The sequence below is a fragment of the Prevotella sp. P5-108 genome, from assembly GCF_002251385.1.
GTDB lineage: Bacteria > Bacteroidota > Bacteroidia > Bacteroidales > Bacteroidaceae > Prevotella.
This window is the reverse complement of sequence record NZ_NPJJ01000020.1, coordinates 20416-42688: the sequence shown is the minus strand read 5'-3', so window position 1 is coordinate 42688 and position 22273 is coordinate 20416. Positions and strand designations below refer to the sequence as shown.

The following is a 22273-nucleotide window of genomic DNA, read 5'->3' as shown; positions in this document are numbered from 1 at the left end:
GATGGGGCGGGTAACAACAAAAGTGTCATAGCGGGAATGGCTTTCCGTATACGTTTTGATAATTTCACGTAGAGAGCTATCACAGAAAATCTCTTTTATTTCCAAACCTTCTCCTGGCGTACATGCTTTGGGGGCTGTAGACATACCTAAAGAGAGTGTGAACAAGCAGCCAATTACCATTAGGCATGTCACTTTACCTGCAAAAAAAATCTTCGATGTTGATTTAACCATGATGATAATTTATTTAATTCATGGAATCTAAGGCTGTCGCCGAATCCAAAACTTTTTCCATCGTTGAAGTCATAATAGAAGCCACGAGTAACCTTGTCCTTTCCTATTACAAGAACAGGTAGTCCTCCCATCTTTTTTGAGAATAAACCATCTGCTTCTGATGCACGCTCATCGCTCATTCTCTCTTGGTGAGTATGAATCTGAGCTGAAATGTTAAACTTCTCCTTTCCTTTGCGTATGACTCCATGTCCAACTCGATAACCATAGTCTCCTATTTCAGACTGCATACTTGTGTTCTTATAATCTGGAAGTACCAGTACACGACTATCTACAAGGATAAATGCAGCTACTTCCCTTCCTCCCTTTTCTCCCATTCTTCGATAATGTACGCTGGCTTGATTCCAGATACGGTTATATGCTTTGGTCTCATTGGCATAGAGTATACTGCCGTCACGACGGTAACTTACCAGTGATTTACCCTTCCCTGTAGTTAAATATGCCCCTATGTACACCTGATTCTTCTTCAAGTCTTTTTGTGAATGAACTTGCGGGGAGTACTGAATAGTATTATCTATATCTCTATACCATTCCATGCCATTATCGTCAATGGTGCTTATCGAATTATTCCCACACGACACGTATGGCGACCATGCGTAATATTTCTCCGCCAAGGCATCCATTACGTTCCACCTCCCCGTGACGGGGTCGTAGTGGCGGGCACCGTGGTCGTACCAGTCGAGGCCGTGGGTGCGGTCGAGCTCTTTGCCTATGTATTTGTAGGGTTGGGTGGTGGCATTGCGGCTGTCGTCCATCAGCGCGCCGTAGGGGTAGTAGTGGTTTACCTCCTCCACGTTGCCATGGGCGTCGGCCACTATGCGGTTGTTGCCTACATTGTGCATTTGTGAACACATGTCTTCCATAATAGTAGGTATATCCTGCATTGTATGTCCCCATATTTTATACTAATCCGTAACATGTTTCTATGAAATCTCCATTTTTGGTAATTTCATAACTTTTATTTAAACTGGGCACAGAATATCGCCAACCACCATCATAATATTCATTGTCTGCATCAGCATACTCTTTGTTCCATCCATCAGCAACCAATATATAGTTATTATCAATAGTCAGACATAGAAATAGATCTGTAGTTATTTGGACGTCTGTTACTTTCATGCCTTCCATTCTCATTAAGTTTTTAGGAACTTTACCTATTAATGCCGTACAATCATCTTCGTATGTGCATATGATGCGCTTATTGTAAAATAACCACCAGTATCCACTCATCCAATAGCTATCTTTGTTATCCAATTCTAATAGAATAATAGAACCGGCCCCTCCGCCAGCCCTGCAATAACAGATATTTCTTCCTATCTCTTTGCGCATCATACCTTCTAATTCTTGCCTATTCATAAAACATTTCTATTATCAATTCTTCTATTTCTTTATAGCTATATCCCTGCCCAGAAATTTCTCGATGTACTTTCTCTTGTTGCACTTCTGTTAACTTATATTTCTGCGCAAGGCTTCTGACTTGTTCATTCTGTCGCTCGTGGTCTCTTGGCGCTTTCCCTTTATTTTTCCCATTCTCACCTTACCTCTGACAGTACCTTTCCGAAAGCCAGGATTGTCAACTATGCCAAGAATGTGTGCCGGTCGCCCTATTCTCCCATCAGAATCTATTGTGTAAGCAATAGAATTGATGGTATAGGTGTATGGATGTAAGGAGTTAAAGAAATAGGTTAACGTAGAAAATGGTTTGAAAAAGAAAGCCCTATTGGATTCTACGTTATTGAAGAATTCTATTATTATTAGAGGGTCACTTGTGCTCCAATAATCCTTCCCATCCGGGCCAACCGCATTCACCGGGTCGTCCCCACACGACACGTATGGCGACCATGGGTAGTATTTCTCCGCCAAGGCATCCATTACGTTCCATCGTCCCGTGACGGGGTCGTAGTGGCGGGCACCATGGTCGTACCAGTCCAGTCCGTGAGTGCGGTCGAGCTCCTTGCCTATGTATTTGTAGGGTTGGGGGGCGTGGTCACTCTCTCTGCTTCCGGCAATGGCGAAAGCAGGGAGGCTCAGAGTGGTCATGAGCCCCAACAGCATTATGACAATCAGGCGGCGCATGGACAGGGGTTAAGATGTATACATTGCAAATATAATAATAATGTACACACGTGCCAAGGAAATTGGGGGAAAAGTGATGGCTGGGGGTGAAAATAATGTCAATAGTCTGGCAGTAGCTAACATGCACATCTGTTGCCACATCACTTTTCTACTACTCCATCATGCCCCTTCGGCCCAGGTCCCCATGTTTCCCACTATTTTCTGCTGCCATAGTCTAAAAGATAGAGCAGTTGTGTGGATGGTAGAGCAAAAAGTATTACCTTTGTGTAGAAGATTGGCAACCACGACGCAAAGCGTTGCAACCATCGCGACGCATGGCGCACGGGTTGTCTGAATAAGCATAGTAACACAACAAACATAGACAATGTCAACAGTAAAAATCACAACCACTCTGGGCGACATCGTAGTCAGCCTGTATGACGAGACGCCCCTCCACCGCGACAATTTCCTCAAGCTCGCCGCCGAGGGCTATTACGACGGCCTCTTGTTCCACCGTGTCATCAAGGACTTCATGGTTCAGGGCGGAGACCCCGACTCCAAGGGCGCTCCAGCTGGCAAACGCCTCGGTATGGGCGGCCCAGGCTATACCGTCAAAGCCGAAATCAATGCCCGTCTCTTCCATAAGCGTGGTGCGCTCTGCGCTGCCCGACTTGGTGACGAGGTCAATCCCGGTCGCGAGTCGAGCGGCAGCCAGTTCTACATCGTCTGGGGCTCGGTCTACAAGCCTGCCCAACTCAAGCAGATGGAGAAGCAGATGCAGCAGAACCAGGTGACCATCGCCTTCAACGACCTTGTGGCCGCCCATAAGGACGAGATTATGGATATGCGCCGCAACCGCGACCGCGCCGGACTGCAAGACCTTCAGGAGCGTCTGATTCAGGAAGCCCAGGACAGCTGCAAGGCCAACCCTGTAGGTTTTACCGAGGAGCAGACCGCGACTTACAGCACCCTTGGTGGCACTCCCCATCTCGACGGACAGTACACCGTGTTTGGCGAGGTGACAGAGGGCCTCGATGTGGTCGAGCAGATACAGTCTGCCGCCACCAGCCCCGATGACCGTCCTTGCGAAGACATCGCCATCATCAAGACCGAGGTCTGCCAGTCTGTGCAGTGATGCCGCGGTCCTGACTGACGGTCTGGCTATGTGGGCCAAGACCGTCGGGAGCCAGCCCGTCACCCTCGTATATCTACACGCAAAGCGCCCTGTCAGGATGAAAAGCAGTTTTTTCACCTTGGCAGGGCGCTTTGCGTATGGCGGTCATGCGGCAGCCGGTCTCTCCGACTGTCATGATCCCATCGTGGATGGTACGCAGCCTTGGCAACTCTGTAGGAGTTGCGCTTTCCCAGCCCAGGGTTGAGGGGCGCAGCGCCTCTACCCTGGGTGCAAATCAGTACAAATCAATGCTACTCTGTAAGAGTTGCGATTAGCCGCAGGCGTTACCCGGGCAGGACATAATATAGGATGATATAAACACAAAAAGCCATGGCGGCTGTTGTCGGCTTCGCCTTTTTGGTGACGGTGGCGACGCCAGTCGGAAAACGAGTTTTCCTCCTTATCATCACCACCATCCCCAACGCCATGCGTTGCATGGCGACAACAGCCGGCATGGTAAAAAAAGCGGCCGTTGGCCGTTCAAAAAGTCCGCCGTTGACGGTAAAAAAAACAGTTGCTTGTAGTGGTTCATCAAAGAGAGCAATGAAGAAGAGGTGTTATATATTGACAAGAAATAAGCTAATCACTTTTTGTAGCTTCTTATGCGAGTATATCAAGAGAACATGGAAGCGCATGAGACAAGTAACGCCTACGGCTAAACGCAACACTTACAGCGTTGCTATGTTGGTGGGTATCTTACCCAGGGTAGCGTGCTTTCGCCCGCAACCCTGGGCTGGGAAAGCGCAACTCTTACAGAGTTGCCGGGGGGTGCGTACTATCTTCCGATGAGTATGGTCAAATATATTTGGGCGGTTATTGGCTAACCATGATGGACGGTACGCACCCAATGTTGGAATGGTGTTTGCCCATGGTGTGTGGTGCGCATACAATGATGGGGTAGCCCATCGTGAAAGGTACGCACCCTTGGCAACTCTGTAGGAGTTGCGCTTACATAGCCCAGGGTTGAGGTGCGCAGCGCTTCTACCTTGGGTGCAAATCACTACAAATTAATGCTACTCTGTAAGAGTTGCGATTAGCCGCAGGCGTTACCTGCAGCAGGACATAATATAGGATGATATAAACACAAAAAGCCATGGCGGCTGTTGTCGGCTCAGTCGTTACTGGTCGGGATTCTCTACATATCCCTGGTACTTCTTGTCCAGGTCGGCCATGATGGTCTGGTATGCTTCGTCCATCGTCTTGCGCTCATACTCCAGCCCTTTGCCTTGGGGATAGATGGGGGCATGGATGGTGAGCTTGAGCTGATGCCAGTCGACGAAGCGCCCGTCGCGCATACGGGGCAGCACGTCGAACGAACCGTTGATGGTAAGCGGCACTACGGGCAACTGGAGTTCGTCGGCGAGCATGAAGGCACCGCGGCGGAATACCCCCATGTGTCCGGTAAATGAGCGGGCTCCCTCGGGAAATACCACCAGCGACATGCCCTCGCGCAACGTGTCGCGCGCATGGTCATAGGTCTCGCGTATCTTGCTTGGCCCACGCTTGTCTACAAAGATGTGATGGGCATAGTGGCACGCGGCGCCCACCAGAGGCACATTGCGCAGGCTGCGCTTCATCATCCACTTGAAGTTGCGGTTCAGGAAACCGTAGATGAGGAAGATGTCAAACGCTCCCTGATGATTGCTTACGAATACATAGGACTCGTCCTTGCGCAGATGCTCGCGCCCCTCGACCTTGACGGGGAGAAGGAGGATAAAGGTGGTGAGTCGCGACCACCACTTGCCGGGATAGTAGCCCCAGAAGTGGCCGTTGCCCAGTCGGCAGCCTATCATGGTGGTGAGCGAAGTGACGATGCTGGCTACCAGGAATATGGGTAGTGCGACGATGAGCTGATAGAGTCGATACAGATACTTCATTGGTTTTATGATTTGTTCGTTGTCAGTGTAATGATGGTTATCTCTGGATTTACATGATAGCGCATGGGTACCACGCCGCCCAGTCCGGCATTGACATAGAGCCAGCGCTGTCCCTTGCGGTAGAGCCCCAGGTCGTGGCGCTGTCGCAGCTGAGTGAAGCGCAGCCCGAAGAGCTCTATCTGTCCGCCGTGGGTGTGTCCGCTCAGGGTGACTTGGGCGGTAGAGTGGGGCAGTATGGTGCGGGTCCACGACGACGGGTCGTGCTCGAGCATCAGGGTAAACGCCCCGGCAGGTATTCCGCGCATGGTCTTGCCCACGTCGCCTCGCGAGGGGAAGGGCGGCTCGCCGTCGTTCTCCATGCCGGCGATGAAGATAGAGTCGCTGCCACACCTTATGACGCAGTTGTCGTTGAGCAGCAGATGCCACCCCAGTCCGCGCTCCATCTGGCAGAGCCGCTGTTCGGCGCGGATGCGCTCCTCGTCGGTGCCGCCGAGATAGGTGGCATAGTCGTGGTTGCCCAGTACCGAGTAGACTCCCAGCGGAGCCTTGAGGCGTGCGAGCATGGGCATCACGGGCTCCAGCTCGGCGGGCTTCACGTTCTGTATGTCGCCCGTGAAGCAGATGAGGTCGGGGTGCTGGGCGAGCGTGCTGTCGACGGCACGGCTCAGTATCTGGGCGCGGCGGCCGGTATAGGTGCCCACATGGGCGTCGGAGAGATGTGCCACGCGCAGTCCGTCAAACTCTTTCGGCAGATTGTCTACCGCCAGCGTCACGTGCTTCACCTCTATATCGGCGAAACCTATGGTATAGCCATAGACAAAGGCGTAGACCATATACCCCGCAAGCCCCATCCCCACGAGGCGGCCCCAGTTGCGGCGGCTGTGGGCGAGGCGGCATATTGCCAGACCTATGGCCGAGCAGAGCACATAGACCAGCTTGGGCACTACCCATACCCCGAGCAGGGCGATGTAGAGCCGTGCCCAGTAGATGTCGTCGGGCACAAAGCTGGGCGACACTGCCAGTATGCTGCTGAAGACTATCATCAGCGCCGAAGGTGCCAGCCACAGCAGCCGCTCTGCCCACGAGTAGACGGGGCGGCGCAGACGGTGCAGCCAGAGATATACATCGGGCAGGATGATGATAAGTAGCAGGGGGATGAACACACGGGCTATCATTGGCGTATCATGTTGGATTCTAAAAACTTGCGCATCAGCGTGATGGGGATGCCGCGTCGGTGGGCGTAGTCGGCGAGCTGGTCGTCGCCTATCTTGCCCAGGTCGAAGTAGCGTGCCTCGGGGTGGCTTATCATGAGCCCCGACACGCTGGCGTGAGGCGTCATCATGCCGCTCTCGGTGAGGCGTATGCCTATATCGGTGAAGTGCAGCAGCCGGTCGAGCACAAAGTTGAGGCTGGTATCGGGCATTGAGGGGTAGCCTATGGCGGGCCTTATGCCCTGATAGTCGCAAGCCAGCATGCGGGCGGGGGCTTCGGGCTCGTCGGGCTGGTAGCCCCAGAGCTGTGTGCGCACCTCGTAGTGCAGCCGTTCGGCGGCAGCCTCTGCCAGTCTGTCGGCAAGGGTCTGTCTCAGCATCTGCTGGTAGATGTCGCCATGGCAGTCGGTCTCCATGCCGCTGTCTACGGTGGTGGCGAAGACGCCTATACGGTCGGGCTCGCTATAGCCTGCAGGCCGCACAAAGTCAGAGAGACACAGCGTGTAGTCGCATCCTTTGGCGGGATGTTGCTGGCGCAGCAGGGGGATGCGCTCTCCGCCGTCGAGCACGATGTCGTCGCCGTCGCCCCAGGCAGGGTATAGCCCTATGATGGCGCGGGCCTTGAAGCGGTCATCGGTCTGGCGGAGCGTGTCGAGAGCCTCGGCTTTCATGCGCTGGCGTTCGCTCTCGGGCTTGCCGTTGAGGCTCCAGGCGTGGTAGAAGTAGACCCAGTTGATGTAGGGCTCGAGCTGGCTGAAACTGTAGGTGACGACGGTCTTCATCTGAACGCTATCTCTTCGCCCCGACTGTCGGTGCAGAAGTGTCCACGGTCGTAGATGGTGCGGCCGTTGCACAGGGTGGTACGCACCCGCCAGTCGAAACTGTCGCCCATGAGCGGGCTCCATTTACACTTGCTCTGTATGATGTCTTCGGTGATCGTCCAGCGCTGGTGGGGTTCCACGATGGCGATGTCGGCCTTGTAGCCACGACGCAGAAATCCGCGGTCGCGCACGCCGAAGAGTCGGGCGGGGTTGTGGCACATCAGTTCCACCATGCGCTCCACCGTGAGCACTCCCTGGTCGGTGAGTCCCAGCATGGCGGGCAGCGAAAACTGCACCATGGGCATGCCCGAAGCGGCACGGGCGCAGCCTCCTTGCTTGTCGGCCAGCAGATGGGGAGCGTGGTCGGTGCCGAGGGTGTAGATGCGGCCGTCGGTGAGGCCACGGCGCAGGGCATCGCGGTCGTGGGCGGTCTTCACGGCGGGGTTGCACTTGATGAGTGCGCCCCGCTGCGCATAGTCGCTGTCGCTGAAGAGCAGATGGGCTGCCACGGCTTCGGCGGTGATGTGGTCGTCGGCGCCGAAGAGCTCCAGCTCGCGGGCTGTGGTGATGTGGGCCACATGCAGACGGGTGTGATGGCGGCGTGCCAGGCTTACTGCCTTGTGCGTAGACTGCCAGCAGGCTTCCTCGCTGCGTATGGTGGGGTGGTATTTGATGTCGGGGTCGTCGCCGTAGAGGGCTTTGGCGCGTGCCATGTTGACATTGATGATGGCAGAGTCTTCGCAGTGGGTCATCAGGGGCAGACCGCGCTCGGCGCAGGCGGCGAAGATGGCGTCGAGGGCGCTGTCGCCGTCTACCAGCATGTTGCCGGTCGAGGCACCCATAAACAGCTTGATGCCGGGTATGCGGTGGGCGTCGGCATGGCCGATGAGCGACAGGTTGGAGGCTGTGGCTCCGGGGAAGAAACTGTAGTTGACATGGCTCTCGTGCGCCGCGCGCTCAAACTTGTCGTTGAGGGCTTCGAGGGTGGTGGTCTGGGGCACGGTGTTGGGCATGTCCATCACCGATGTCACGCCACCCCAGGCAGCGGCTCGGGTCTCGCTCTCGATGTCGGCTTTCTGGGTGAGTCCCGGCTCGCGCATGTGGACGTGCTCGTCTATCACGCCGGGCATAACGAGACACCCCGTGGCGTCTATCTCTTCCGAATAGAGGCCACGGGGGGTACTGCTGTCTTCGTAAATTTCGGTTATCCTGTCGTTGTCGATGACCAGACTTCCGAGGAAGCTCCTGCCTTCGTTGACGATGGTACCTCCATAAATGATTGTAGACATATAGAGTTCATTGTTTATTTGCTTGCGCCAGGCTGGGCCATCTGGTTGGGCGTTGGCGCAGCCTCTACGGGCTGGGCGGGCGCCTGTTCCTGTGCAGGCACATCTTTCATGCCAGTCATAATCTGCTGGTTCTCGAGCGCCTTGGCGTAGTAGTCCTTGACGTATGGGTCGTTCTTGAAATTGTCGGTAGCCTTGCTCATGATGTCCTCTATCCAGGGGTCGAGCATGGGGTAGGTGTTGTTGATGGTAGCCATGAAGAACACGCCGGGACCGAGCACGTTGTCAAAATTCTCGGTGACAAAGCTGGTAACCAGCTGGTCTTCTTCTTGCGACAGCTTCTGGGCGGTGGCCTCGAGCTGCTGGTTCACCACGTTCATGTCGTTGCCGTTCATGATGGCCTGGTCGTGCTGGTGGATGAGGTCGGCCTGCTGGCTCTTGAGCTGGTTGAACTTGTTGAAGAACTGGAACAGCTTGTCGTTGAGCGGAGTGCCGCTTACCACCTGCTGGGTGTTGTCTATCTTGACCACGATGTCGCCGGCTTCGAGCACTACGGGCATCACGCTTTCGTCTTCCATGAATATGGTGGCCATGCGCACGGTGTCTACAGTGCCGGTAAACGAGAATTTGCCGTGAACGACGTCACACGAGTCGAGGTTCTTCATCTCATTGTTTACCAATACCTTCAAATATAGTTTGCGACCATCCAAGGTGGAAATATTGGACGTGCCTTGGATGTCGAACGACTTTGCACAAGATGTCAGCGTCAACAGGGCGATAAAGTAAAATACTACTTTCTTCATATATAGCTTTTAGTTCTGTGTTGTTGTGCCAGCGGTGACGACCGAGCTTTCGCTCGCCAGTATCAGCCTCCGGCTTGTTAGCACAAAGGTAATATCTAATATCGAAGTTATGAACTTTTTTAATGCTTATTTATAGATTAGCGCCTACTTTTAAGTATTTTTTGTTTTCTTGAGTTCGCTGTCGAGGCGATGTGTAGTGTAAACCTCAAGGATGGCGGCGATAAGCAGCAGCACTACCCACTTGTTGTATACATATTCTATATAGGTGTAGTACCCCGCGCTCATGTTGCTGTCGAAGAGCGACACCAGAACATGATACACGGTGTCTACCATGAGCATGCCCGAAAGAATGAAGAATATGTCGGCAATGCTCTGTATGCGCTTGAGCCGCTTGATGGTCGGGTCGTTGCCCTCGTAGGTCTGCATCATCTGCATGATGGCAAACATGCACGCGCCGAAGAGGAATATCCAACACATCACCTGCTGCCAGAGCAGGAAGCAGTAACAGCCGGCGCCCACCACCATGAGCAGACCGCCTGAGAGATAGATGGCATTCTGCCACTTATTCATTGTTTTCATCATTGTCATTTGTCGTTTGGTCATCGCTGAGCACAAAGATGTCCTCGTCATCGGTCTTCATGAAATAACGCTCGCGGGCTACCTTCTCGATGGCTTTGGGATTGCGCGTCAGCTCTTGCAGCTTCTTCGTGTCGTGTTCGTTCTGGGCATTATACCGCTCTATCTCGTCCTTGAGGTCGCCTATCTGCAGCTCATACTGGATGCGCTTGCGGAAGCTGTTGTTGCCTACCACACCCACCATGATTGTACCCAGTACGATTACGATGAGATACTTGTAATGACCGAGCAGATTGCCTATATTACCTTTACGAAAAAACATATTTATATGTATTACACGTGCAAAAATACTAAATATCATCGAAACTTTCGACATTTTTAGTTACTTTTGCAATAGAGATGCCAATATTCGTCGACCAGACGATGGGCGTCGCTATCATTGCAACATTAAACTATATCCCTATAAGTATGGAAGAATACATTGTATCCGCCCGCAAGTACCGCCCGATGAGCTTCGACTCGGTGGTGGGACAGTCGGCGCTTACCACTACGCTCAAGAATGCGGTGAAGAGCGGCAAACTCGCTCACGCATACCTCTTCTGCGGTCCGAGAGGTGTGGGAAAGACCACCTGCGCGCGTATCTTCGCCAAGGCCATCAACTGCATGCACCCCACTGCCGAGGGAGAGGCGTGCAACGAGTGTGAGAGCTGTCAGGCGTTCAACGAGCAGCGCTCCTACAACATCTTTGAGCTCGATGCCGCCAGCAACAACTCGGTAGAAAACATCAAGGCGCTCATGGAGCAGACACGCATCGCCCCCCAGCTCGGCCGCTACAAGGTCTTCATCATCGACGAGGTACACATGCTCTCTACGGCTGCCTTCAACGCCTTCCTCAAGACGCTCGAGGAACCGCCAGCCCACGTCATCTTCATCCTCGCCACCACCGAGAAGCACAAGATACTGCCCACCATCATCAGCCGTTGCCAGATTTATGACTTCGACCGCATGACCGTGCCCGGCATCGTAAACCACCTCAAGATGGTGGCAGAGCGCGAAGGCATCAAGGCAGAGCCCGAGGCGCTGCACATGATAGCCGAGAAGGCCGACGGCGGTATGCGCGACGCGCTGTCAATCTTTGACCAGGCGGCGAGCTTCAGCCAGGGCGACATCACCTACAAGAAGGTGCTCGAAGACCTCAATATCCTCGACAGCGAATACTACTTCAAGGTCATCGACCAGGCACTCGAGAACAAGGCCTCAGATATCATGGTGCTGTTCAACCAGGTACTCTCCAAGGGCTTCGACGCAGGCAGATTTGTCAACGGACTTGCCACCCATGTGCGCAACGTGCTCATGGCGCGCGATGCCGAGACCATAGCCCTGCTCGAGGTGAGCGAACAGCACCAACAGCGCTACAAAGAGCAGGCACAGCGTTGCTCTGTACCGTTCCTGTATAAGGCGCTGCGCATCCTCAACCAGTGTGACGTCAACTACAGGCAGAGTTCCAACAAGCGCCTGCTGACTGAAATCACCCTGATAGAGGTGGCACAAATCACCCAGCCCGACGATGCCGCCGGCGTGGGGCCTGGCCCCAAGCGATTGAAATCCCTGTTCAGACTTATCACAGCGTCTCAGCCTAAAGCGGCAGCACAGGTGGCCGTGGCTGAGCCCCCTGTCCGCCGCCCGCAGAAGGAGGTGCAGACAGTAGAGGCTGTGGCTCCTTCTGAAGCGCCCAAGACCCCATCCCGGGCGGCGCAACCTATGGTTAATCCCCTTCTGGGCATGTCGTCGCTCTCGTTCAGCTCGATACTGAAAAGCGAGGAGAAAGTGGCACAGAACGAGGACGACGCCTTCAAGACCGACGCCGACAGCGCACAGCCCGAGGGGAAGCCCTTCGACGACGCACAGCTCGGACTGGAGTGGCGTGGCATGTGCAACCGTATGCCCAAGAAGTATGTCGCGCTGGCGCAGCGTATGAAGAACATCGACCCCGTCATCACCGACTATCCCCTTGTCGAAGCGGTGGCAGACAATACCTTCCTGGCCAACGAAATCATCGAAATCAAGCCGCGTATAGAGAAGACGCTGCAAATTGCGTTGGGTTGCCCCGACCTCAAGCTCAGCGTGCGCGTGGCAGAGGCGAAGGAGGTAAAGCGTATGCCTACCCGCCGCGAGATGCTCGACCATCTGCGTGCCAACCATCACGCTGTAGGCAAACTCATCGACAATCTGCAGCTCCTTCTCACATAACTGTGTCGGCGCATTAGGGCAGGGAAGCGCAGTAGCCCATACCCTCAGCCTACAGCCGACAAGCACAGTCGCCGCAAAGGGACAAAAGCAAACACCAGCAGTTGCTTTTGTCCCTTTCTTCGTGTCTGCAGCGCCCAAGCCCCTCCCTTTGACACCCACCGTTGCCACCTTCTCCGCAAGTCGCCAACCCCTCGTAGCCTGTCATCACTCCCTCGTCGAAAGCCCCAACCCCTTTCGCCACCCGCCATCACTTCCTTCGCCACCCGCCATCACTTCCTTCGCCATCTGCCATCACTTCCTTCGCATCGTCCGGCCATTCGCCCGCCATCCACGAGCAACGAGTGAGGGCGCCCACCATCATCTGCTCTCTGTTGGCGTGGCAAGACATCCCTCTGCTTGGGCAAGACATCCCTCTACCCATGCAAGAAAAGCGAACGGCGCGGCATGATATCAGAAATTCAAGGTTTGCAATGCACAAATCAGCCCATGCAATACTCATTTCGTACCTTGAAACGTAAAAAAACGCGATGGCGCGGCAGAATATGACCGTCGCGGCGACTGTGGCGACATCGCCCGTTCTGTCCGTCGGGTTCATCATGCCTACGCCCGGTGCTTATACCTTATATAATATATACGCGCGCACGCGAGCGATAGTTTCACCCATGACAGAGGGCGTCGCAATGAAATTTTTTTTAACGCTAATTCCTTGGAAAATAAGCAAAATGACAGCCGAGATAGTCGCCAACCTTGATTTTTTGGCACCAGCATATAAAAAATGGCAGAAATAATTGCGCAATTGCTAAAAAAGGTTTAACTTTGCATCGAAATAAAGACGATACATACAACCTAAACAACATAACCTGATGATAACAGACCCTCAAGCATGAGTTTGTGAACAGAACAAAGCATACTATGGTGCAGGTGCGTCGTCCGCGACGCGCCCAAGCCAGAGGGGACACTCTCAGGGCGGTATTAAACCAATTGCGACCCAACAGGGAAACAACTAACATAGATATTGAGTGAAAATTCTCATATTGTTTAATTTTATAACTTACAAAAAACCTATGGACAGAATGCAATCTAATTTGCTAAGATTTTTTCTCATCGGCATTGTGCCTTGGTAGCGTTTCTGCATTTGTAGTAGGAGCGCCCAGTGAGAAAGCTCCCTTCAACAAGGTGGAGCAGGCTAATGAGAAGACAGTCGGAGGACAGGTACTCGATGAAAATGGCGAACCTGTCATTGGTGCAACCGTAACGGTAAAAGGAACAAAAACCGCAGTAGTCACTGACATCGACGGTAAGTTCTCTTTCAAAGTTCCCGCCGGAAGTACCTTGGTAGTAACCTATCTGGGCTATGCCGACAAGGAAGTGGCTGCCACAGGTACAGGTATGACCATCAACATGGCTCAGGACGAGAAGACTCTCGATGAAGTAGTCGTTACCGCTCTGGGTATCAAGCGCTCGGAGAAGGCGCTTAGCTACAATGTACAGCAGTTGGGCAACGAATACCTGACCACTGTAAAGAGCACCAACTTCATGAACTCTCTCGCCGGTAAGGTGGCTGGTGTCAACATCAACGCCTCTTCTGCTGGTATGGGTGGTGCCACACGTGTCGTAATGCGTGGTCCCAAGTCTATCAACCAGAGCAACTCTGCTCTCTACGTAGTAGACGGTGTGCCAATCAACAACCGCAACAACGGTACTGCTGAGGGTATCTATGCCAGCCAGCCTGGTGGTGAAGGTATCGCCGATATCAACCCCGAGGACATCGAGAGCATCAGCGTACTTAGTGGTCCTGCTGCTGCCGCTCTTTACGGTTCGGCTGCCGCTCAGGGTGTGATCATGATCACTACCAAGAAGGGTAAGGAAGGCCGCGTGTCTGTTGTAGTAAGCAACAGTACCCAGTTCTCAGACGTATTCAAGATGCCCGAGTTCCAGAACGAGTATGCCAACCGTCCCGGTGAGGTTCGCTCTTGGGGTGAGAAGGGTGGTTCTGAGTTTACAGGTTTCGATCCTGAAAACTTCTTCAACACCGGTACCAACATTCAGAACAACGTGTCTCTGACAGTAGGTAACGGCAAGAACCAGACTTACGCATCGGTAGGTACTACCAATGCCAACGGTATCATGCCCAACAACAGCTATGACCGTTACAACTTCACATTCCGCAACTCTACCAGCTTCCTGAACGACAAGTTGACTCTCGACTTCAACCTCAACTATGTGAAGCAGAGCGACATGAACCTCATGGCTCAGGGTCAGTACTTCAACCCGCTGGTAGCGCTCTACCTCTTCCCACGTGGCGAGAGCTTTGACGCTATCCGTACCTTTGAAGTCTTTGACCAGTCTCGTGGTATCTATGTTCAGAACTGGAACTTCGGTGACGCTCTGTCTATGCAGAACCCCTACTGGATTGCCAATCGCATGAACCGTACTACCAAGAAGCATCGCTATATGATCAACAGCAGCTTGAAGTACCAGATTTTCGACTGGTTGGACGTAGTGGGCCGTATCAGCTTCGACCGTGCCACCAGCAAGTCTGAGGACAAGCGCTATGCTTCTACCATCAACCTCTTCGCTCACTCTGACTATGGCTTCTACGCCTATTCTAACGCTGTAGACCAGAGCGTTTATGGTGACGTGATGTTCAACGTAAACAAGAGCTTTGACAAGTTCTCTATCGGCGCCAACGTCGGTGGTTCGTTCTCTCGCACACAGTATGACAACAATGGTTTCCAGGGTGGTCTGCGTGCTCCTTCCAATATCTTCAGCCCCAACGCCATTGACTATGCCAATGCGACCAACGACAACCGTCCTATCTACGCTTTCAACAAGCATAACATCAACTCGGTATTCGCCAACGTCGAACTGGGATGGCGCAGCATGGTTTACCTGACTCTGACAGGCCGTAACGACTGGGATTCTGCCCTTGCAGGCACCAAGAACGAGTCGTTCTTCTATCCTTCAGTAGGTACTTCTGCCATCATCTCTCAGATGGTGAGGCTCCCCGAGTTTATCGACTACCTGAAGGTACGTGGCTCTTGGGCATCTGTAGGTTCGGCTATCAGCCCCAACATCACTTCTCAGTGGCGTTACAACTTCAAGCCCAACACTCAGACCTATGAGACTGTAACTTATAAGTTCCCCAAGACATTCTATCCTGAGCGTACCAACTCATGGGAAGCCGGTCTTACCGCACGCTTCTTCAACAACGCTCTGACTCTGGATATGACATTCTATCAGTCTAATACCCGCAAGCAGACCTTCCTCCGTCCTATCACAGTATCTGAGGGTTATGATCACGAGTATGTACAGACCGGTAACGTACGCAACCGCGGTCTTGAGCTTTCTATCGGTTACAACCACCAGTTTGGCAAGCTCTCTTGGAGCAGCTCTCTTACCTACAGTATGAACCGCAACAAGATTGTCGACCTGCTCGCCGATCCAGAGGTGACCATCAGCACAACCGGTCTTAACGGCGTGGGTGTAATCCTGAAGAAGGGTGGTACCATGGGTGACGTGTACAGCTATACCGACTTTGCTCGTGACAGAGAAGGCAATATCGCTCTCGACGCCAGCGGCAACGTAATCCGCAAGACTCTCTCTAATCCCAAGTATCTGGGTAGCGTATTGCCCAAGGGCAACATCGGTTTCTCTAACGAATTCTCTTGGAAGGGTATCAACCTCGGCTTCCTCCTTACCGCCCGTCTCGGTGGTATCGTAATGAGCCAGACCCAGGCCATCATGGACTACTACGGTGTGTCAAAGACTTCTGCCGCAGCCCGCGAGAATGGAGGTATCCCAGTCAATACAGGTCTCGTACCTGCTGAAAAGTACTATGCTGTAGTAGGTGGTGACAACCCCATCTGGTCTGAATATACCTACAGTGCTACTAACGTACGTCTGCAGGAAGCCCACATCAGTTACGATGTTCCCAATAAGTGGCTTGCTGGCCTCGACCTCTCTCTCGGTCTTACAGCCAACAACCTCTGGATGATTTACTGCAAGGCTCCTTTCGATCCCGAGTCAACAGCTTCTACCGGTACCTTCTACCAGGCTCTCGACTACTTCATGCAGCCAAGTCTCCGTTCGTTAGGTTTCAATGTTAAACTGAAGTTCTAATTACATTAAATGACTTTCAAAATGAAAACTATTATAAAGACAATAACCTTCGCTGTTGCATCAGTGGCAGTAATGGGCCTCGCAGCTTCATGTACTGATGGCTTCGAAGACGCCAACCGTCCCGGTGGTGCCCTCAACAATGAAGAAATCAACCGCGATAACTATAGCACCGGTTCTTTCATGGTTCAGATGGAGACTGAGGCTTTCCCCGAGCAGGAGAATACCTATCAGATGAACCAAGACCTTATCGGTAACTACCTCGGCCGCTTCATGACTTATGCCAACAACGGTTTCGCTGGTAGCAACTTCGCCAAGATGAATGCTCCTGTAGGATGGGTACGTTATCCATTCGCCGACAGTATGAAGAAGACCGTTTCGGCTTTCAATGAGATTGCCCGTCTCTCTACCAAGGAGAGTCTGCCTTACGCATGGGCTCTGATCCTGCGCGCACAGTCATTCCTCCGTCTTACCGATATGTACGGTCCTCTGCCAATCGGCGCTGAGGAAGATCCCAATGCCTACTCTTCACAGGAGACCATCTACAAGACTCTCGTGGCTGACCTCGACCACGCCCTCGGTGTAATCAACGGTATGATCGCCGCCAACGGTGGTAGCCTCGTACAGTTCAAGGACGCCGACCAGGTCTATGGTGGCGACTTCACCAAGTGGGTGAAATTTGCCAACTCTCTCAAACTGCGTATGGCTATCCGTATGCGCTTCGTGGCTCCCGACTATGCCAAGAAGGTAGGTGAGGAAGCTGTTGCCGCTGGTGTCATCACCTCTAACGACGACAACTGCGCCATCAACTACAACCCCAACGGTCAGTGGAAGACCTCTGTAGAGTGGGGCGACAGCCGCGCATGTGCCGACATCGAGAGCTATATGAACGGTTATGGTGACCCACGTATCAGCAAGTACTTCAGTGCTACAACTACCGAGGGCGACCGCGCCATCATCGGTTGTCGTGCCGGTGCCAACATTGGTAATAAGTCTGTTGCCGGTGGTCTCTACTCTGCAGCCAACATCGAGAAGGACTCTCGTGGCGTATGGCTCACAGCAGCTGAAATGACATTCTGCCGTGCCGAAGGTGCGCTGGCCAACTGGTCTGGTATGGGTGGCGACGTAGAGTCTCTCTACAAGCAGGCCATCAAGCTCTCTTTCGAGCAGTGGGGTGCCAAGAACGTAGATGCTTACCTCGAAGACGATGCAAGTACTCCTGCCGACTATAAGGATGCTACCGATGGTTACGGTGGTTCACATGGCAAGATGTCTACCATCACTATCAAGTGGGACAACAGCGCTTCTGCAGCTGAGAAACTTGAGCGCCTTATCGTCCAGAAGTGGATTGCCCTCTTCCCCGACGGTCAGGAGGGATGGTGCGAAATTCGTCGTACAGGCTATCCTAAGGTATTCCCTGTAGCCCAGACGACTTCTTACAGCATCGAGGTGCCCAACCGTATTCCTTTCGACTACACTGAGCCTACCAACAACCCTGTAAACTATCAGAAGGCTGTACAGCTCCTCGGTGGTGCCGATGACTATGCTACCAAGATGTGGTGGCAGAAGTAATCACTATAATATCAACTAATAAATTGACAAAAGCAATGAAAAAAATATTCAAAATGCTGCTCGTGTCGGTAGTTGCCTTTATGTTTGCTGCCTGTGACACAGATGTCGAGACAAAGAATCCCGTCAATCTCACCGATCCTGCGCGCACTCCAGAGTACTATGAGGCTCTGAGAGCATACAAGAAGAGCGACCACCCCGTAGCCTTCGGATGGTTTGGTAACTGGGTAGGTGCCGGTGCTTCTCTCGAGAATTCACTCCGCGGTCTCCCCGATAGTGTTGACTTCGTTTCAATATGGGGTAACTGGCGTAACCTCTCACCCGAGCGCAAGGCCGACCTCGAATATGCACAGACAGTACTCGGTACTCGTGCCCTGGTTTGCTTCATCGTGCAAAACGTGGGTGACCAGCTCACTCCCGAGGGCGAGGATGCCACTACATTCTGGGGTGAAGGCGACGAGGCTATTGTGAAGTATGCCAATGCCATCTGTGATACCATCGACAAGTATGGCTACGATGGTTTCGACTATGACTATGAGCCTCACTACGGTCACCGTGGTAACATCTCTGGTGTTCCCGCTGCCGAAAAAGTATTCGTAGAGACTCTCAGCCGCCGTCTTGGTCCGAAGTCAGGTACCAACAAGATGCTCGTCATCGACGGTGAGCCCCAGAGCATCAACGCTGAGCTCGGTCCTCTCTTCAACTACTTCATCGTTCAGGCTTACCAATGTGGTGGCGATTTTGACCTTGACAACCGTCTGGGTGAAACTATAGAGCATTATGATGGTATACTTGAGCCCGAAGCTGTAGCCAAAAAGTATATCGTTACCGAGAACTTCGAGAACTACGCCCTCGCAGGTGGTGTTAATTTCACCGACCGCAACGGCAACTCTATGATGAGTCTTGAGGGTATGGCCCGCTGGCAGCCAATCATCAATGGCAAGAAAGTCCAGAAGGGTGGTATCGGTACCTATCACATGGAGTATGAGTATATGGCAGGCAAGCAGCCTTCTTATCCCGCTCTGCGCAAGGGTATCCAGATTATGAATCCCGCAATCAAGTAGTATTTAATTCATAAAAACTGCAATAATGAAAAAGATATCTAAATTCATATATGGTGGCATCCTTCTCGGCGCCGTAGCCCTCACAGGTTGTGAGAATGCCGAATACGACCAGCTCACCAATCAGGCATATATCCTGCAGACAGCGACTAATGCCAATTCCTCGCAGAAACTTACTGTCGGCAACGAGTTTGTCTCTACAGACATCAACGTACGTCTGTCTGAAAAGGCTACCGAGGCAAGCAGCTTCAAGCTGGTGTACGATGCTCAGGCTCTCGAGCAGTTCAACTCCAAGAACGAGACTTCTTATACAGCTCTGCCTGAGGGAACATTCTCGCTCTCTGCCAATGAGGTGACCATTGAACCCGGTACTTCTGTATCTAACCCCGCTACACTCACCGTCAATCCTTACAACGATGAGCTCAAGAATAGCGGTAAGAAGTATGCACTCGCCTTCCGTCTTGAGAAGGTTAGCGGCAACGCCAATGTCCTCAAGTCTGGTAGCGTTATGGTATTCGTTCTCGACCAGGTGGTTATCCAGCCTGTTGTACAGTTCAACGTAAGACATTATATCGGCCAGGATCTCAACGAGACTTATACTACTACAGAGTGGACTATGGAGATGAATATCAACAAGGATAAGCTCGGTACACGTGTGGGTGAAATGAACAACCAGGCTATCTACAGTACTGGTCCCGATGAGGTTTATGTACGCTTCGGTGATGCTCCTATCGAGGGTAACCGTCTGCAGATCAAGACCCAGGGTACACAGATGAACAGCCAGATGCTCTTCAACGCCAACACATGGTATCACATCGCCTACGTATGCACCGGTGCCAAGTTGTATCTCTATGTCAACGGTCAGCTCGACAACTCTATGGACCTGCCTGGCAAGGAGACCCGCGTTTCTTCTGTATCTATCAGCTCTAACTCTACCTATAACAAGGGTAACTCTTACTACAGCGAGGTTCGTCTGTGGAAGAAGGCACGCTCACAGAAGGAGATTCAGAACAATATGTACTCTTGCGATCCCACCACTCCCGGCTTCATCTTCTACTACAAGTTCAATGAGGGTCAGGGCTTCAAGTTCAAGGATTGGTCTGGCAATGGCAACGATGCCACAACTAAGGACAATTTGGTTCCCACTTGGATTCAGGATGTACGTATTGATGGTAAATAATAAACTGTAAAAACGTAAGAAGATTATGAAATCAATGATAATTAAATCAGCCGTTGCGCTGATAGCCGCATTGCCCCTCTTCACGGCATGTCAGGGTGAGCCCGAGGTGGGCTCGCTCCTTCACCCCGAGGAGCAGACAAGCAATGATCCCAAGGTATATATCAATGAGGTATCTGCACCTGCCAATGCAACACAGGCAACTGTAGTTCAGACTCCTGCAGGATTTGTTGTACCCGAGGATACATACGAGTTCTATGTACGTATTACTACTCCTGTAGAGAATGACGTAGTCGTTACTGTGGCTGAGGATACAGAGGCTGCCGCTGCTGGCGCCGCTGCTTATGGTGCTGACAAGAACAGTGCTCTTGCTCCTGGCTGTATGGCTATTGAGAACAATACTGTTACCATCCCTGCTGGCAAGAATGTATCTGCTGAGCCTGTCAAGTTCAAAGTAACTGACAGCGAAGCCATCAGAAACGTTTCTGGCAAAGCTATTGCAGCCATCAAGATTACTGACGTCAAGTCTGCTTCTAAGGTTGCTGTGGGTAAGGACCACAATGCTTATTATACATTGTTGGACAAGAAGGTAACCAACTTCAAGGGCTTCAGCGACGATCTGTTGACCAAGACCAAGCTTACTGCAGCTGATCTGACCTACACCTTCCAGGAAGAAGACTATACTGAAAAGCTCATGGATACATACACCAGCACATGGGCAGATATGTATGCTGGTCCAGAGCCAATTTACTGTGAGTTCAAAACTCCCCAGCCTCTGATTGGTGTTGCTTACCAGTATGGTTATGACGCACCTTACGGTCCTTATACCCTTGAAATCTTTACCAGTAACGATGGTCAGAACTGGACATCTCAGACTGGTGGAGCTTTGGAAACTGGTTATACAGATGGTGTTGTTTGCATCAACTTCTACTCAGCAATTACATGTAAGTATGTAAAGTTCATTCCTTACACTTGCTACTATGGTTACTTCTTTGGCGAAGAGTACAACCAGACATGTGTAGGAGAACTCTATATGTTCAAATAATTTGTTGTTTCATAATATAGCGTTGGTTTAAAAACAACAATCCGGGGGCCGCGACTATGGGAATAGTTGCGGCCTTCATTTTTTTTGTCCTGAGCATAGCGATGCCTGTCGCTCTCATTGTCTTTACCTCCATCACCGCCATCTTTGCCATGATGCCATAATGCCTTGCTGTTGTCACGATTATGGCAGTAAAAGCCAATTATTTTCAACATTGCTGCCACAATCGCCCCGTCGCACTGACAAATTGTCACTTCTTTGCCGTTGGTATGTAACTTGCAAAACTATCAGTGAAAGCCGGAAGGCCGAAGGCAATCGCAAGGTTGACGAGACCCACACCGGCAAGATAAAAGAAGAATATAAAATACAATTAGGAGGTAATAATTATGTTGTTAGTTCGTAGAAACAATGATTTTGATTGGTTGAACAATTGGTTTGATGACAATTTCTTCAATACACCCGTAATGGCACAGACCACAACCACAGCTCCGGCTGTCAACGTTAAGGAAGACAACAAGCAGTATGTTATGGAAGTCGCTGTTCCAGGCCTGAAGAAGGAGCAAGTCAACATGAGTATCGACAAAGACGGCTATCTTACCCTCTCTATCGAGAACAAGAATGAGCAGAAGGACGAGAACAAGAAGGAACACTATCTGCGCCGCGAGTTCTCTTACACCAGCTATCGTCAGAGTTATGCTCTTCCAGACAACGTAAATGCCGATAAGATTGAGGCCAACGTAGCCGACGGTGTGCTCAAGGTAGTTCTGCCAAAGGTCGAGAAGAAAGAGGAAAAGGAAGACGTTAAGCATATAGAAGTCAAATAAGCATTAGGTGAATAGTAAAGTATGGGGCAGGCTGCTCTCAGTAATGAGAAACAGTCTGCCCTTTTTTTGTGTCTATCCCAAAGCCCCTCCCCAAAGCAGACGCACCTCCCCAGACCTCCTCAAGGGGATGGATCTTATTC

21 protein-coding genes are annotated in these 22273 nt (G+C 51.9%); 9 read left to right on the top strand and 12 right to left on the bottom strand.

Features of this window, described 5'->3' with window-relative positions:
• Positions 1-188: 188 nt before the first annotated feature.
• From CIK95_RS03690 to CIK95_RS13610, 3 genes are all read right to left on the bottom strand, one after another.
• Positions 189-1151, bottom strand: coding sequence for an RHS repeat domain-containing protein (locus tag CIK95_RS03690; RefSeq protein ID WP_254046410.1), 963 nt, complete (start codon positions 1149-1151; stop codon positions 189-191).
• Positions 1152-1188: 37 nt separating this feature from the next.
• Positions 1189-1644: a hypothetical protein gene (locus tag CIK95_RS03685; protein WP_094466300.1), complete on the bottom strand. Its 456-nt coding sequence runs from the start codon at positions 1642-1644 to the stop codon at positions 1189-1191.
• 90 nt (positions 1645-1734) lie between these two features.
• On the bottom strand, positions 1735-2328 hold the full coding sequence (locus CIK95_RS13610) for an RHS repeat-associated core domain-containing protein (RefSeq protein ID WP_371591365.1): 594 nt from the start codon (positions 2326-2328) through the stop codon (positions 1735-1737).
• Positions 2329-2728: 400 nt separating this feature from the next.
• Between CIK95_RS13610 and CIK95_RS03670 the strand changes: the two genes are divergently transcribed.
• Complete coding sequence (locus CIK95_RS03670; protein WP_022309568.1) at positions 2729-3478, top strand: peptidylprolyl isomerase; 750 nt, start codon at positions 2729-2731, stop codon at positions 3476-3478.
• Positions 3479-3801: 323 nt separating this feature from the next.
• Here CIK95_RS03670 and CIK95_RS13085 read toward each other — a convergent pair whose 3' ends face one another.
• The 8 genes from CIK95_RS13085 to CIK95_RS03635 form a co-directional block, all read right to left on the bottom strand.
• Complete coding sequence (locus CIK95_RS13085) at positions 3802-3972, bottom strand: hypothetical protein (protein ID WP_158215074.1); 171 nt, start codon at positions 3970-3972, stop codon at positions 3802-3804.
• 663 nt (positions 3973-4635) lie between these two features.
• Positions 4636-5394 carry a 1-acyl-sn-glycerol-3-phosphate acyltransferase gene (locus tag CIK95_RS03665; RefSeq protein WP_022309694.1) on the bottom strand — a complete coding sequence of 253 codons (759 nt, stop codon included), beginning with the start codon at positions 5392-5394 and terminating at the stop codon, positions 4636-4638.
• A 5-nt stretch (positions 5395-5399) separates the two neighbouring features.
• Complete coding sequence (locus CIK95_RS03660; protein ID WP_094466297.1) at positions 5400-6569, bottom strand: metallophosphoesterase; 1170 nt, start codon at positions 6567-6569, stop codon at positions 5400-5402.
• Positions 6566-7387 carry a vitamin B12 dependent-methionine synthase activation domain-containing protein gene (locus CIK95_RS03655; protein ID WP_094466296.1) on the bottom strand — a complete coding sequence of 274 codons (822 nt, stop codon included), beginning with the start codon at positions 7385-7387 and terminating at the stop codon, positions 6566-6568. The genes CIK95_RS03660 and CIK95_RS03655 overlap by 4 nt, the downstream gene beginning before the upstream one ends.
• Positions 7384-8715, bottom strand: a complete 1332-nt coding sequence (locus CIK95_RS03650) for a dihydroorotase (protein WP_094466295.1) — start codon at positions 8713-8715, stop codon at positions 7384-7386. Before CIK95_RS03650 ends, CIK95_RS03655 begins: the two co-directional genes overlap by 4 nt.
• A 14-nt stretch (positions 8716-8729) precedes the next feature.
• Positions 8730-9515 (bottom strand): DUF4369 domain-containing protein, encoded by a 786-nt coding sequence (locus CIK95_RS03645; RefSeq protein WP_094389049.1) that lies wholly within the window; start codon positions 9513-9515, stop codon positions 8730-8732.
• 150 nt (positions 9516-9665) lie between these two features.
• Positions 9666-10085, bottom strand: a complete 420-nt coding sequence (locus CIK95_RS03640) for a hypothetical protein (RefSeq protein WP_371591364.1) — start codon at positions 10083-10085, stop codon at positions 9666-9668.
• On the bottom strand, positions 10078-10413 hold the full coding sequence (locus CIK95_RS03635) for a septum formation initiator family protein (protein ID WP_094384649.1): 336 nt from the start codon (positions 10411-10413) through the stop codon (positions 10078-10080). Before CIK95_RS03635 ends, CIK95_RS03640 begins: the two co-directional genes overlap by 8 nt.
• A gap of 146 nt (positions 10414-10559) precedes the next feature.
• Here CIK95_RS03635 and CIK95_RS03630 point away from each other — a divergent pair, with 146 nt between their 5' ends.
• From CIK95_RS03630 to CIK95_RS03600, 7 genes are all read left to right on the top strand, one after another.
• On the top strand, positions 10560-12341 hold the full coding sequence (locus CIK95_RS03630; protein WP_094466294.1) for a DNA polymerase III subunit gamma/tau: 1782 nt from the start codon (positions 10560-10562) through the stop codon (positions 12339-12341).
• A gap of 148 nt (positions 12342-12489) precedes the next feature.
• On the top strand, positions 12490-12789 hold the full coding sequence (locus CIK95_RS13080; RefSeq protein ID WP_158215073.1) for a hypothetical protein: 300 nt from the start codon (positions 12490-12492) through the stop codon (positions 12787-12789).
• Positions 12790-13451: 662 nt separating this feature from the next.
• Entirely contained in the window at positions 13452-16463 is a 3012-nt protein-coding gene (locus CIK95_RS03620; protein WP_094466292.1) for a SusC/RagA family TonB-linked outer membrane protein, read from the top strand.
• A 21-nt stretch (positions 16464-16484) separates the two neighbouring features.
• Complete coding sequence (locus tag CIK95_RS03615; RefSeq protein ID WP_022309684.1) at positions 16485-18032, top strand: SusD/RagB family nutrient-binding outer membrane lipoprotein; 1548 nt, start codon at positions 16485-16487, stop codon at positions 18030-18032.
• Between the two features lie 35 nt (positions 18033-18067).
• Positions 18068-19093: a glycoside hydrolase family 18 gene (locus CIK95_RS03610; protein ID WP_094466291.1), complete on the top strand. Its 1026-nt coding sequence runs from the start codon at positions 18068-18070 to the stop codon at positions 19091-19093.
• A 25-nt stretch (positions 19094-19118) separates the two neighbouring features.
• Positions 19119-20270 carry a BT_3987 domain-containing protein gene (locus CIK95_RS03605; RefSeq protein WP_094466290.1) on the top strand — a complete coding sequence of 384 codons (1152 nt, stop codon included), beginning with the start codon at positions 19119-19121 and terminating at the stop codon, positions 20268-20270.
• 25 nt (positions 20271-20295) lie between these two features.
• Entirely contained in the window at positions 20296-21312 is a 1017-nt protein-coding gene (locus CIK95_RS03600) for a BT_3987 domain-containing protein (protein WP_094384662.1), read from the top strand.
• Here CIK95_RS03600 and CIK95_RS12725 read toward each other — a convergent pair.
• Entirely contained in the window at positions 21297-21524 is a 228-nt protein-coding gene (locus CIK95_RS12725; RefSeq protein ID WP_144007711.1) for a hypothetical protein, read from the bottom strand. The two genes, CIK95_RS03600 and CIK95_RS12725, sit on opposite strands and share 16 nt — an antisense overlap.
• 171 nt (positions 21525-21695) lie before the next feature.
• Here CIK95_RS12725 and CIK95_RS03595 point away from each other — a divergent pair, with 171 nt between their 5' ends.
• A complete protein-coding gene (locus CIK95_RS03595; RefSeq protein ID WP_094389057.1) occupies positions 21696-22133 on the top strand; it encodes an Hsp20/alpha crystallin family protein in 438 nt (145 codons plus the stop codon).
• Positions 22134-22273: the final 140 nt, after the last annotated feature.